Source organism: Pseudomonas cuatrocienegasensis (assembly GCF_900110925.1).
In the GTDB taxonomy this organism is placed as follows: Bacteria; Pseudomonadota; Gammaproteobacteria; order Pseudomonadales; family Pseudomonadaceae; genus Aquipseudomonas; species Aquipseudomonas cuatrocienegasensis.
Genome location: NZ_FOFP01000030.1, coordinates 21,442 through 35,776, shown reverse-complemented (window position 1 = coordinate 35,776; position 14,335 = coordinate 21,442). Strand labels below are relative to the sequence as shown.

Here is a 14,335-nt window from a genome sequence, read left to right as displayed (position 1 = left end):
GGTTAAGTCTTTCGTCTCAACCGAGGCGCGCATCTTACAGCAGCCTCACTTCCTGTCAAGCGGTTTCGAAAATTTCTTTTCAACTTCAACCGCTTGCGCTTACGATCAATCCAAGTCTCTCGTCAGCGGGAGGCGAATTCTACAGCGTTTCAAACCGCTGTCAACCACCTCTTTTACCGCCTCAACTCAACTTCGACCAACCTGCCAACGACGCTAAAACCACCACCTCGTCAGCCCGGCGCATTCTACACAGCTTTCGCTGCTTTGCAACCCCTCTTTTTAAACTAACTCATTGATTTAAAACGAGTTATCCGAGAAGTCCGCGCCGGAAGAGGTGCGCATTATAGGCACACAGGAAATGCCGTCAAGCTGTTTTCAGGGCCAATCTACCTACTACTTAAAACCATTGATCATTACGCTTACGTCGCACACGCGTCAGCACCGGTAAAAGGAGCCCTAGCAGCAGGCCTCCACCAGCGATGCTGCCGCCGTAGGCCATATAACGCATCAGTAGCTGATTGTTTTCATCGCCCAGTTGCGCCTGCGCTGTGCGCAGGTCTGCCTGAGCCGCACTCAGCTGCGAGTCCAGTGATAAACGCGTGGTTTGCAGTTCATCGATAAGCGCTTTGCGAGTATCCAGGGTTTCCTGCATGCCCTGTACGCGTGCTGTCCACGTGTCGTTGATACCTGCAAGCTCCTCCGTAAGCTCAGCTACCTTCTGCTCCAATGCAGGTAGCCGCTCGGCCTGTCCAGGTTGAGCCTGCAAATCGCGACTCGGAATCCAGACCGCACTGCCGTCTTCGGCTCGAATACGGCTGTAATCCCCCTGCTCACTCAAAAGCTCGACCTTCTGGCCGGCTTGCAGGGTTCCGACAATACGGTAGCCGTCAGTAGGGCCGCTGCGTACATAGGTGGCCAGATTGTCGCTGACCCAACGGTCTGCAGCTTCGGCCATCACAGATGCACCGAAGGTAAGCACTGTAACGACTAAAGACCTTATAAAAGGACGAGCACGAAAGCAGGACCAACGGCTGGGTGAACTTACGGAGATTTGAGATGGGGACATGACACTCTTCACATCAGATGAAAAACATAAGGCTTCACTGAGCGGCCAGCCAGGCGAGCACGCTCGCACAGGCTCAAAGACCGACGTATTGCGAACGAGTTCACCGCAGACAGAAAGCGGAGCCCATCGTCACCGAAGAAAAGGATGAGCGGTCAGGTTGATGTGCAGCGCAAGATCCGCGCACCAGCCTCCGCTGCGACGCATCCGCTATGTACGCTATAGAACAGAACGGTTAGTGCATCCGCGTATAGTGATTCGGTTAGCCCGTGATCAATCGAAGGGATACCCGAATGGAGATGTGCAAGCCTCAGCAAAACCACTTGCTGGCGGCGCTTTCAATGGAAGTCAAAGAACGTCTATTCAGTCATATGGAATGGGTTGAACTGCCTCTTGGTAAAGTGCTTTACGAGTCGGGCGATACCATGCGCCACGTCTACTTCCCAACCGACTCGATCATTTCACTGCTGTACGTGATGGAAAGCGGCGCGTCAGCTGAAATATCCGTCGTAGGTAATGAAGGCCTGGTAGGCATCGCTCTGTTCATGGGCGGCGAAAGCACACCCAGCCGCGCGGTGGTGCAAAGTGGCGGACACGCCTATCGCTTGCCTGGGCAACGCCTGAAGGACGAATTCAATCGCCACGGTGAGCTGCTGATGCTGATGCTGCGCTACACCCAGGCGTTGATTACCCAAATGTCACAGACGGCGGTGTGCAACCGTCACCACTCGATTGATCAGCAGCTATGTCGTTGGCTGCTGTTGTCACTCGACCGTTTGCCCAGCAACAAGCTGACCATGACGCAAGAGCTGATCGCCAACATGCTAGGTGTGCGGCGCGAAGGCGTCACCGAGGCAGCCGGCAAGCTGCAACGTCTGGGCGTGATCGAGTACAGCAGGGGGCGGATCACCGTACTGGATCGGCACAAACTCGAAGAACTCAGCTGTGAATGCTATGCCGTGGTAAAGAGAGAAACTGATCGTTTGCTCCCCTATACCCCTTCAACGATGCCTGATGAGCGCTCTATTGCGCCAAAATTTCGTCGTTAAGTCACCCTGGGTACAGTAGCGTACAGACAGTCCACACACAGACCTGCAGACTGCAGCGTACGGGAATGCCGGGCACCACTCCCGCGCCCTTCGTCGGCAAGCACCGTGCTGCAGGACTGCCCCAATCAATGCTAGTTAAGCCCCCCACTCAGATCGCTAACCACCTGCTGGCCTCGTTGCCGCGTAAAGAGCATGACAGGGTGATGATGCACTGCGAGCTGGTGGACTTGGTATTCGGCAAAGTGCTCTGTGAACCTGACCGACCTTTTCGCTATCTGTACTTTCCTGTCAGCGGTTTTATCTCACTGGTGACGACCCTGGGGCCACATCGCCCTCTGGAGCTGGCACTGATCGGGAGCGAAGGCATGCTGGGCGCAACTCAGGTGCTAGGGGTCAATACGGCCCCCAATCGTGCAGTGGTACAGGGCAGCGGCAGCGCATTGCGCATTGGCGCCCTGCAGTTGCGCCAAGCCTTACTGGAATGCCCGCGACTGCTGCAAACGCTCAAACGCTACCTTTATGTGCTGATGGCGCAGCTGGCGCATAACATCGCCTGTGCTCACTTCCATGAAGTCGAGCCACGTCTGGCGCGCTGGCTGCTGATGAGCCAAGACCGTGCCCATGGTGCTGACCTGCAACTGACCCATGAGTTTCTTGCCGATATGCTCGGTGTTCGCCGCAGCGGCGTCACTATCGCGGCCGGTGCATTGCAGCTACGCAAGCTAATCCATTACAAGCGCGGACGCATCACAGTGCTTGATCGCCCTGGCCTCGAGGCAACTGCCTGCGAATGCTATGGAGCGTCAAACAAGGATTACGCACGGATCTTTGTCAGCAACCATCACCACTAGGCCTCGCGCCGGCACACTCACCAGTCACGCCCGGCTTGCCCAGAAACAACCTGGCGAACTGGTCATTGCGTAGGCCGTGACTGAACAGATAGCCCTGCCCTTCTGCACACTGCCTGTTCTTCAGGAATGACAACTGCGCCAGATTTTCCACCCCCTCGGCGACCACCTTGTACTGCAGGCTGCTACCCACAAGGATCATGGCTTGCGCGACGAGTCCGCTACTGGTGCTGATGGCATGGACGACCGACTTATCGATTTTGAGCACATCAATGGGAAACGCCAGTAAGTAGTTGAGGCTGGAATAACCGGTGCCAAAGTCGTCCACGGCCAGTTGTACTCCGAGATCCTTGAGCCGCTGCAAGATGCCGGTACTGATAGCGGCATCGTGCATCAGCACACACTCGCTTATTTCCAATTGCAAACAGGCCGCCGGCAAACCGGTTGCCTGCAGGGTGGCTTGCACGTTGGCGACAAAGTCCGGGTGGAGGAACTCCAGCGCGGAGATGTTCACCGCAACCGACGCAAGGGACAGGCCCTGCTCCTGCCATTGCCGAGTTTGCCGACACGCCTCGCGCAATACCCAGCGGCCAATCTGCACGAGCAGCCCGCACTCTTCAGCCACTGCAACGAAACGTTCCGGCAAGGTAATGCCCCACTGCGGGTGCACCCAGCGCAACAGCGCCTCAGCACCTGTCACAACGCCGGTCTGTAAGTTGAATTTTGGCTGGTAGTGCAGCATGAAGTCCTGCCGCACCAGGGCTTCAGCGAGCGCGCTTTCGACGTCCTTGCGCTCGAGTGCCCGCAGGTTCATCGCCTGCTTGAAAAACTGATAGTTGTTCCGCCCGGCTTGTTTGGCGTGATACATCGCCGTATCAGCGTGCTTAAGCAGCGCCTCGGCATTGTCGGCATCCGCCGGGCATACGCTGATGCCGATACTGCACGTGACGCGCAACTCATGCCGGTCGATGACAAAGGGCTCAGCCAATGCCGTGGTGATCTTCTGCGCAGTGATGCTGGCGTCCTGCATATTGCGGCCCTCAGCCAGCAGCACAACAAACTCGTCGCCGCCATTGCGACTGACCGTGTCCGAATTGCGTACACAGCTTAAAAGTCGCTGAGCCACAGCTTGCAGCAACTGATCGCCGATCGCATGGCCATGGGCGTCATTGATGCACTTGAAGTGGTCAAGATCGATAAACATCAGCGCAATCGCATTGCCACTGCGCTCGGCAAGGCCAATAGCCTGGACGATACGATCATTCAGCAGCACGCGGTTAGGCAGTTGGGTGAGTACGTCATGCTGAGCCAGGTGCGCCATTTTCAGGGTCATGCTGCGCGCCTCGCTGACATCATGAAAGACGATCACCGCACCACTGACATGTCCTTCCAGGTCGACAATAGGCGCTGCCGAATCGTCGATCGCCACTTGGCTACCATCGCGGCGTACCAATACCGTACCCGCCGCCATGCCCATGGGCTGTTGCTCGCGCAGTACCAGCCCGACGGGGTTGGGCACCGCTGCGTCGGTCTTACGATTGACCAGGTTCATCACCCGGGTAATGGGCTGGCCGCGCGCCTCATCGTGAGGCCAGCCAGTCATGCGCTCCGCCGCAGGGTTGAGATAATCGACCACACCTTGCATGTCGGTACCTATCACCGCATCGCTGATCGAGTGGAGGGTCATTTGCGCCCGTGTGCGCTCAAGAGACTGATGAGCATCGGCGCGCTTGCGGCCTATAATCTGCTCCATCAATTGCATCATCAGGTAACCGGCGAACAAGCCTTTGAGTAGATACCCCTTGGCCCCGAGCGCCAGGCTACGCTCTGCATGGGCCTGATCATGGGCGGCCCACAGGGTGATGATCGGCACGTGCGGCACACTTGCGAACACCTGCACAAATGCATCGCTGTCCTTACTTCCCGGTAGCACGGAATCAAGCACCACCACATCGATATCCCCCGCCTGCAAACGCGGCAGAGCGGCCGACCACGACGCGACCCACTCAGCGCAAAATGAGTCGGCGGTGGCATCCGCGAACGTTACATATAAGCTGTCACGCGCCTCGGTATCTGCAGTGACAATCAGCACCCGGTATACCATCAAATCTCCCTACGCTTGCCGGATCCCCAGGGCTACAGCCCGGTGAGCGGGACGCGCTCGTTGTAGCGGCACGCATGAACACTCAAAAGGGTGCTGCCGCTCAAAAGCTGAGCTTGAGCGGAACCCTGCGTCTGCCAGTCGCGAGCGAAGTGTCCAACTCCACTGCCCACACGTCTTGCTCCTGCCCAGCCTGCGCAGATACTTCCCGCTGCGGCGCAGGCGCAGGCTGCTGCTCGCGCGGCAACAAGAGGACGAGCAAGCTGCTCACATTCAGAGCCACAAGCACTCCCGTTGCCAGCCACCATGAACGTGCATAAATTGTCATCGTGCCCCTATGGTCGCTATGGACGGCGGCATTCGCGGCGCGCCTCGAACGTCCACGCCCTTGAACCGATAGCACGTGACAATGGCAGGCACGCCACAACCTGTCGGTACGCTGACGCGCATAAGCGCACGACAAACGCGGGCCTCGCCATCGACGCTCAGCACGCGCCTCTGCGCAAATAGCCCAACCTAATCAGCAATGTGCGCCAGCGGACAGACAGCCGCCCGGCAACCCCGCACGCTGGTATCCAGAAGCCCCTTAAGCACGACTCGATGAGATGCCACAGAGCACTCCAGCGCCCGCTCGCCCACTACCATCTGGCCGTTGGCAACGACGCGCCCGGTCAAGGACACAATGCCCACCCTCTGGAGCCGCACGCTGTCCTATCTGCGCAGACCAACGCAGAAGTTCGCCTATGAGCCCGCCTTGCGTGCCGAGCTGTTCAGCGCCGCACAGATGGCCGCCCACGGCCACCACCTGGCCCAACAGCACCAGCTCAACCCCAGCTCCAAGCCTGGTACGCTGCTCAGTCGGTTGTACGAAAACGAGGCGCTGCTGGCACGCAGTTGCACCTTACTCAGCGAAGTGCCAGTAGCCACGCGGCGTGCCACTCCGGCGGCAGAATGGCTGCTGGACAACTTTTACCTGATCGAGGAGCAGATCCGTACTGCCCGCAAACACCTACCAAAAGGTTACAACCTTGAGCTTCCGCGTCTGGGCAATGGACCGTCGAGCGGTCTGCCACGGGTCTACGACATTGCCCTGGAGACTATTTCCCATGGTGATGGCCGCTTCGACAGCGAAAGCCTGTGCCGTTTCGTGGCGGCCTATCAGTCGGTTACGCCGCTGACGCTGGGCGAGTTGTGGGCCATCCCCATCATGTTGCGCCTGGCCCTGGTTGAGAACCTGCGCCGTGTCGCCTCGCGGGTGATGGCCAACTGGGATGACCGCAACCTGGCCAACGACTGGGCCGATCTGCTCAGCGAAACCGCTGAGCAGGACCCCAAGAGCGTGGTCCTGAGTGTGGCCGATCTGGCCCGCTCGCAACCGCCGATGAGCAGCTCCTTCGTCGCCGAATTGACCCGCCGCCTGCAAGGGCAAAACGCGGCCCTGACCCTGCCGCTGACCTGGGTCGAGCAGGTGCTGGCAGCAAGCGGGCAAAGCAGTGAGCGACTGGTGCAGCTCGATACCCAGCAGCAGGCCGCCGACCAGGTTTCCATCAGCAACAGCATCAGCAGCCTACGCCTGCTTTCCGCCAGCGACTGGCGCAGCTTTGTCGAGCGCATGAGCCACGTCGAACAGGTGTTGAGCGAAGACCCAGCCGGGGTCTACCCAAGCATGGATTTCGCCACCCGTGATCACTACCGCCATGCGGTCGAGCGCTTGGCCAAGCACTGTGCCCATGCCGAGGAGCAGGTCGCCCGCCTGGCTATCGAGCTGGCGTCAACCAATCAGGGGCTGACCGCACACGTTGGCTTCTACCTGCTAGGCCAAGGGCTGAAGACCCTGGAGCAGCGCCTGGGCGTACGTTTATCCCTCACCGAACGCTGGCAACGTGTGCTGCGCCGTGCACCGCTGGCATTCTTTCTCGGCCCTGCGCTGTTGCTCAGTGTGCTCCTGGCCTGGCCATTTCTAGCCAGCGCACGTAGTCATGGGCTTTCCGACATGCTGTTGGCTCTGCTCAGCGTGCCCGCCCTGCTGATGACCAGTTGCCTGGCGCTGGGGCTGGTGAACTGGCTGGTGACCCTGACAGTGACACCGGACACCCTGCCGCGTCTGGACTACAGCAGCGGTATTCCTGCGCAGTCCCGCACCCTGGTGGTCATTCCCACCTTGATGGGCAGTGCGGCCGATGCCGAAGAGCTGGTCGAGGGACTGGAGGTACGTTTTCTCGCTAACCGCGACAGCAACCTGCACTTCGCCTTGCTCACTGACTTTATGGATGCCCCCAGCGCCGAGCTGGAACAGGATGCGGCCTTGCTGCTGTTAGCGCGTAACCTGATCGAAGCGCTCAACCTGAAATACCCTGCCGTTGAGGCCGAGCGCTTCTACCTGCTGCATCGCCCACGGCGCTGGAACCCGGCGGAAGGTGTGTGGATGGGGCAGGAACGTAAACGAGGCAAACTCGCCGCGCTGAATGCCTTGCTGCGCGGTCAGGGGCAAGAGCAATTCACGATGATCGCCGGTGCTATCGACGCGCTGCCCAGGGTCAATTACGTGATTACCCTGGATACCGATACCCAACTGCCGCGCGATGTCGCCAGGCAACTGGTCGGCGCCCTCGCCCACCCACTGAACCAGGCCGTATTCGATGCGACAGGACGCAACATCAGCTCTGGCTACGCAATTCTCCAGCCACGCGTGGGCATCAGCCTGCCCAGTAGCGCCCGTTCGGCCTATGCCCAGCTGTTCGGCAGCGATGCCGGGGTCGACCCTTACACCCGCGCAGTCTCCGATGTCTATCAGGACCTGTTCCGCCATGGCTCCTTTGTCGGCAAGGGCATCTACGCCGTAGACGCTTTCGAGCATGCCCTCGAAGGCTGTTTTCCGGATAACCGCATTCTCAGCCACGACCTTATCGAAGGCTGCTATGCCTGCTCGGGCCTGCTGAGCGACGTGCAACTCTATGAAGAGCACCCGGCCAGCTACAGCGCCGACTGCAAACGGCGGCACCGCTGGATTCGCGGCGACTGGCAGTTGCTGCCCTGGCTATTGCCCTGGATAGCCAAGCCCCAGGGCGGCCTGCAGCGCAACCGCCTCGATGCGCTGGCCCGCTGGAAGATCCTCGACAACCTGCGCCGTAGCCTGGAGCCGGTCGCCTTCCTGACGATGCTGCTGTGCGGCTGGCTGGCGCTCCCCCTCGCGCTGCACTGGAACCTGGCGGTGCTCGCCCTGGTACTGACCCAGCCGGTGCTCGGTTCACTGCTGGAGCTGCTACGCAAACCCCATGACATCCCGCTCATGCAACACCTGCGGGCGACCGCGCGCAGCGCCGCACAACACTTCAGTCGCGCACTGCTGGTGCTGGTGTGGCTGCCCGTAGAAGCACTGCTCAGCGTCGACGCCATTGTCCGCACGCTGTGGCGGGTGCTGGTCAGTCGCAAACGCTTGCTGCAATGGAGCCCATCACGCGAAGTGGAGCGCAGCAGCCATAACGACCTTGCTGGCTTGTACCGTTTGATGTGGATCGCGCCACTGACGGCGCTGCTCACAAGCGTGCTTCTATTGCCCACACCCTGGGTGCTGCTACTCGCCAGCCCGCTGCTGTTGCTCTGGCTGGCCAGCCCGGCGATTGCCTGGCACCTCAGCCGCCCATCCATACCGCCCACATTCACCCCATCGGCCGATGAGCAGCTGTTTCTCCGCACATTGGCGCGCAAGACCTGGGCATTTTTCGATGATCATGTCGGGCCCCACGACAACTGGTTGCCGCCCGACAATATCCAGGAACAACCCACGCGGATCATCGCCCACCGCACCTCGCCAACCAATATGGGCATGGCCTTACTCGCGCATTTGGCCGCTTACGACTTTGGCTACCTGAGTGGCGGTCGTTTGCTGACCCGTCTGGATAAGTCGCTGACCAGCATGGCCGGCCTGGAGCGCCACCGTCAGCACTTTTTCAACTGGTACGACACCCAAACGCTCAAGCCCCTGCCGCCTCACTATGTCTCGACGGTAGACAGCGGCAATCTGGCCGGCTTGCTGCTGACCCTGCGCCCAGGCCTTTTGGAGTTGGCCGATCAGCCGGTGCTCAGTGCCCAGGTTTTCAACGGCCTCCGCGATACCCTGGCCGCCCTGCACGAAGCAATCAATCGAGAGCGACTGGATACCCATGCCCTGCATGCGCTGCAGGACGAACTGGAGCGCGCCTGCACGATGGCACCGCCTAATCTGCCGGACGCCTGCCAGTGTTTGCAGGGGTTGCTCGATGGCAGCCAACGCCTGCTCTCGACTCTACATACCCGGCCAGGGAGCGAAAGCGAACGATGGTTGCAGGCACTGATGGCCCACTGCGAAGACCTGCATGGTGAGCTGAGCCACTTTCTCTTGCCGCCTCTCGCCGCGCCGGAGCAGCCTGCACAGACGACCTGGCGCCAGTTGAGCGAGCTGGACAGCGCACAATGGCCGCTGGCCAGTCAGGCGCAGGTACTGCGCGTGCAATGCTATGCACGCGAGCGTATCGCCCGTGCCGAGCGCCTGGCGCAACTGGCTGGCAGCCTCGCGCAAATGGAGTTCGGTTTTCTCTACGACCCGCAGCGCGACCTGTTCAGCATCGGCTACAACACCGAAGAAGAGCGTCTGGACAGCGGTTATTACGACCTGCTCGCCTCCGAAGCGCGGCTGACCAATTTTGTGGTGATCGCCCAGGGTCAATTGCCCCAGGAGGGTTGGTTCACCCTCGGCCGCTTGCTCACCAGTAACCATGGCGTACCGGTGCTGCTGTCGTGGTCGGGATCGATGTTCGAATACCTGATGCCCATGCTGGTGATGCCCAGCCATAGTGGCACCCTGCTCGACCAAACCTGCCGTGCAGCCGTGGCCCGGCAGATCGAATACGGCAGTCAGTTGGGCGTGCCCTGGGGCATATCCGAGTCGGGTTACAACACCCTTGATGCCCACTTCAACTACCAGTACCGCGCGTTCGGCGTCCCTGGCCTGGGCCTCAAACGCGGGCTCGGTGAAGACATCGTGATCGCCCCCTATGCATCGGCCCTGGCCCTGATGGTCGAGCCCCACGCCGCCTGCAAGAACCTGCAGCGCTTGGCAGAGCTGGGCCTGTCAGGCCCTTATGGGCTGTACGAAGCCATCGACTACACCCCCGCGCGTCTGCCCCGCGGCCAGGGCACTGCGGTGATTCATTCCTTTATGGCTCACCATCAGGGCATGAGCCTGCTGGCGCTGGCCTACCTCTTGCTGGATCGACCGATGCAACGGCGTTTCGAGTCCGACCCGCAATTCCAGGCCACCGCCCTGCTGCTGCAGGAACGCATCCCGAAAACCGCGGCGCAGTACCTGCACGCCACCCACTCGCCTGCGGCCGATGCCGCTGCCCGGGCCAGCGAAACCAAACTGCGCGTGTTCACCGATCCAGGCCGGCGGCGCCCTGCCGTACAGTTGCTCTCCAACGGCCACTACCATGTCATGCTCAGCAGCGCCGGGGGTGGCTATAGCCGCTGCGACAGCATGGCCGTGACCCGCTGGCAGGAAGACATCAGCCGCGACCACTGGGGCATGTTCTGTTACCTGCGCGATGTCAGCAGCGGCGCATTCTGGTCCGCCGCGCATCAACCTACGCTGCGCAAAACCGCCAGCTATGAGGCGATCTTTACCGATGCGCGCGCCGAATTTCGCGTGCGCGAAGAGGATTACGATGCGCACAGCGAAATTGTCGTCTCCCCCGAAGACAATATCGAGCTGCGCCGTCTGCACCTGACCAACCGCGCCCAGGTCAGGCGCACCCTGGAACTCACCAGCTATGCCGAAGTGGTGCTGGCCCCGGCCATCGCCGACGCCCTGCACCCGGCATTCAGCAAGTTGTTCGTGCAGACGGAATTGCTGCCGCAGGTGCAGGCGATCCTCTGTAGCCGCAGGCCACGCTCCAGCCAGGAGGCCACGCCATGGATGTGCCACCTGCTCGCCGCCCATGGTGTGGATATCGACGCGATCTCCTATGAAACCGACCGCGCGCAATTTATTGGCCGAGGCCGCAGCGCAGCCAACCCCGCGGCGCTGGATGCCGAGGTGGAACACCTTTCCGGCAGCGCCGGCTCGGTCCTCGATCCTATCGTGGCCATCCGCTGCCGCATCACCCTCGCCCCCGGCCAGACCGCCGTCATCGACCTGGTCAGTGGCGTCAGCGAGAGCCGCGAGGGCTGCCTGCAACTGATCGACAAATACCGCGACAGGCACCTGGCCGACCGCGTCTTCGATCTTGCCTGGACTCACAGCCAAGTCTTGCTGCGCCAGCTCAATGCCGCGCCAGTCGACGCCCGTCTGTTTGAACAACTGGCCGCCTCGATCCTCTACGCCAATGCCTCGTTACGCGCCGATCCCAGCCTGATAAGCGGCAACCAGCGCAACCAGTCGGGCCTCTGGGGCCAGGCGATTTCCGGCGACCTGCCCATCGTTCTGGTGCAGATCGCTGACCCAACCAATATCGAACTGGTACGGCAACTGGTCCAGGCCCATGCCTACTGGCGACAAAAGGGCCTGGCGCTGGACCTGGTGATCTGGAACGAAGACCAGGCGGGCTACCGCCAACACCTGCAAGACCTGATCATGGCCCTGGTCACCTCCAGCAGCGGCGCCAATCTGCTGGACCGACCCGGCGGCATCTTCGTCCGCCCGGCTCAGCAACTGTCCAGCGAAGACCGCCTGCTGATGCTCGCCGTGGCACGCGTGGTGCTCAGCGACCAGCATGGCAGCCTGGCCGAACAACTGCACCGACGCACCAGCGAGCCAGCACTGCCGCGCTTCGACGCCCGCCAGTTACGGACACCTCAACGCTCGCCAGCCAGCCCGGTAATCAACAATACCTCGCTGGCGCTAAGCAACCCGTTTGGCGGCTTCAGCGCCGACGGCAGCGAATACGCGATCCAACTTGCCGAAGGCGTGAGCACACCAGCACCCTGGGCTAATGTGCTGGCCAATCCGGACTTCGGCACGATAATCAGCGAAAGCGGCGGTGCCTACACCTGGAGCGAGAACGCCCATGAATACCGCCTGACGCCCTGGCACAACGAGCCGCTCAGCGACGCCAGTGACGAAGCGTTTTACCTGCGCGATGACGAGAGCGGGCACTACTGGTCACCCACCCCGCTGCCGCGCCCCGGCACCGGTAGCTACACCACGCGCCACGGCTTCGGCTACAGCGTCTTCGAGCATGAAGAAGACGGCATCCACAGCGAACTCTGGGTGTATGTCGCCCTAGACGCCTCGATCAAGTTCTCGCGGCTGAGCGTGCGCAACCAGTCAGGACGCACCCGGCGCCTGTCAGCCACTGGCTATGTCGCCTGGGTACTCGGTGACCTGCGGGAAAAGTCAGCCATGCACATCGTCACCGAACAGGACCCGATCTGCGGTGCGCTGTTCGCACGCAACGCCTACTCCATCGACTTTCCCGGGCGCGTGGCATTCTTCGATGCCGACTCGCGGACGCGCACCGTCAGTGGTGATCGCAGCGAATTTCTTGGCCGTAACGGCAACCTGAATGCACCCGCTGCCATGGCCAAGCCGCACCTGTCCGGCCGGACGGGGGGCGGCCTGGACCCATGCGCAGCGATTCAAGTCGCGTTCGAGTTGGCCGATGGCGACAGCCGCGACATCATCTTTCGTCTCGGCGCCGGTCGAACGGTCGCGTGCGCCCGCCACCTGGCGCAAACCTACCGCAGCAACAGTGCCGCCGCCTGCGTCCTCAAGACGGTACGTCGCTACTGGCGCACGACACTCAACACAATCCAGATAAAAACCCCGGAGCCGGCCATCGATGTACTGGTCAACGGCTGGCTCATGTATCAGGTTATCGCCAGCCGTTTCTGGGCACGCAGCGGCTATTACCAGTCGGGCGGCGCCTATGGGTTTCGCGACCAGTTGCAAGACAGCATGGCCATGCTCCATGCCAACCCAGCCGCCAGCCGCCAGCACCTACTGCTGTGTGCTGCCCATCAATTCATCGAGGGCGATGTGCAGCACTGGTGGCACCCACCCCTGGACCGCGGTGTGCGCACCGGCTGCTCCGACGACTACCTGTGGCTGGCCCTGGCCACCAGCCGCTATGTACTGATCACCGGAGATCAGGAGGTTCTTGATGAACAGGTGCAGTACATAGAAGGCCGTGCACTGAATGCGGGTGAAGAGTCCTATTACGATCTGCCACGAACTTCAACGCAGCAGGAAAGCCTTTACCAGCATTGCGTGCGCGCCATCGAACACAGCATGGGCCGAGGTGCTCACGGCCTGCCCCTGATTGGTTGCGGTGACTGGAACGACGGCATGAACCGGGTCGGCGAACAAGGCCAAGGCGAAAGCGTATGGCTGGGCTTCTTCCTCTACGAGGTGCTGCAGCAGTTCGCCGAGACGGCGCGCAGTCATGGCGACGCGCCCTTCGCCCAGCGCTGCCTGGAACAGGCCGAGAGCCTGCGTTTGAGCCTGGAAGCCCATGGCTGGGACGGCGCCTGGTATCGGCGTGCCTACTTCGATGACGGCACACCGCTAGGCTCAGCCGCCAACGAGGACTGCCGTATCGACTCGATTGCCCAGAGCTGGTCAGTGCTCTGCGCCGCAGCCGCGCCGGAGCGCCAACGCAGTGCCATGGACGCCTTGGACAAACATCTGCTGCGCCGCGACCTGGGCTTGATCAAACTACTCGATCCGCCCTTCGACCAAGGCACACTCGACCCCGGCTACATCAAAGGCTACGTGCCTGGGGTACGCGAAAACGGCGGTCAATACACCCATGCAGCGGTATGGGCCGGCATGGCCTTCGCCCGCCTGGGTGACAGTGCAAGGGCCTGGGAGGTGCTGCGCCTGATCAACCCGGTGGGCCACGGCGACGCCGCGACCATCGAGCAGTACAAGGTCGAGCCCTACGTGGTCAGCGCCGATGTCTACGGTGTCGCCCCCCATGCCGGGCGCGGCGGCTGGAGCTGGTACACCGGTGCGGCCGGCTGGATGTACCGCTTTGTCGTCGAGTCGCTGCTAGGCATACAGCGCATCGGCAACAATATGCGCCTGCAGCCACTGCTGCCTGCGAACTGGCCAGGCTTTAGCCTGGATTATCGCTTCGGCTCAACGCTGTACCGCATCGAAGTCCACCAGGCCGCTGACGCCACGCCCGCGCTGCACCTCGACGGCGTACGCCTGGATGGCCCGGATATCCCCTTGCTGGACGACGCCCGCGAACACCGCATCGAACTGCATTACCGACCGCTTTAACGAGAGCAG

At 61.3% G+C, this 14,335-nt stretch carries 5 protein-coding genes; 3 read left to right on the top strand and 2 right to left on the bottom strand.

Annotated features, from left to right (window positions below):
* Positions 1 to 397: 397 nt before the first annotated feature.
* Positions 398 to 1,066, bottom strand: coding sequence for a TIGR04211 family SH3 domain-containing protein (locus tag BMW49_RS23755; RefSeq protein ID WP_083251846.1), 669 nt, complete (start codon positions 1,064 to 1,066; stop codon positions 398 to 400).
* 290 nt (positions 1,067 to 1,356) lie between these two features.
* Here BMW49_RS23755 and BMW49_RS23750 point away from each other — a divergent pair, with 290 nt between their 5' ends.
* Positions 1,357 to 2,112 carry a Crp/Fnr family transcriptional regulator gene (locus tag BMW49_RS23750; protein ID WP_069522026.1) on the top strand — a complete coding sequence of 252 codons (756 nt, stop codon included), beginning with the start codon at positions 1,357 to 1,359 and terminating at the stop codon, positions 2,110 to 2,112.
* A gap of 128 nt (positions 2,113 to 2,240) precedes the next feature.
* Complete coding sequence (locus BMW49_RS23745; RefSeq protein ID WP_069522028.1) at positions 2,241 to 2,963, top strand: Crp/Fnr family transcriptional regulator; 723 nt, start codon at positions 2,241 to 2,243, stop codon at positions 2,961 to 2,963.
* Here BMW49_RS23745 and BMW49_RS23740 read toward each other — a convergent pair.
* Positions 2,944 to 5,064, bottom strand: a complete 2,121-nt coding sequence (locus tag BMW49_RS23740) for a putative bifunctional diguanylate cyclase/phosphodiesterase (protein WP_069522030.1) — start codon at positions 5,062 to 5,064, stop codon at positions 2,944 to 2,946. The two genes, BMW49_RS23745 and BMW49_RS23740, sit on opposite strands and share 20 nt — an antisense overlap.
* Positions 5,065 to 5,743: 679 nt before the next feature.
* Here BMW49_RS23740 and BMW49_RS23730 point away from each other — a divergent pair.
* Entirely contained in the window at positions 5,744 to 14,326 is an 8,583-nt protein-coding gene (locus BMW49_RS23730; protein WP_069522033.1) for a glycoside hydrolase family 94 protein, read from the top strand.
* Positions 14,327 to 14,335: the final 9 nt, after the last annotated feature.

Coding starts and splice junctions, on each gene's coding strand:
- BMW49_RS23755 (WP_083251846.1), bottom strand. CDS start 1,066: ATGTCCCCATCTCAAATCTCCGTAAGTTCACCCAGCCGTTGGTCCTGC.
- BMW49_RS23750 (WP_069522026.1), top strand. CDS start 1,357: ATGGAGATGTGCAAGCCTCAGCAAAACCACTTGCTGGCGGCGCTTTCA.
- BMW49_RS23745 (WP_069522028.1), top strand. CDS start 2,241: ATGCTAGTTAAGCCCCCCACTCAGATCGCTAACCACCTGCTGGCCTCG.
- BMW49_RS23740 (WP_069522030.1), bottom strand. CDS start 5,064: ATGGTATACCGGGTGCTGATTGTCACTGCAGATACCGAGGCGCGTGAC.
- BMW49_RS23730 (WP_069522033.1), top strand. CDS start 5,744: ATGCCCACCCTCTGGAGCCGCACGCTGTCCTATCTGCGCAGACCAACG.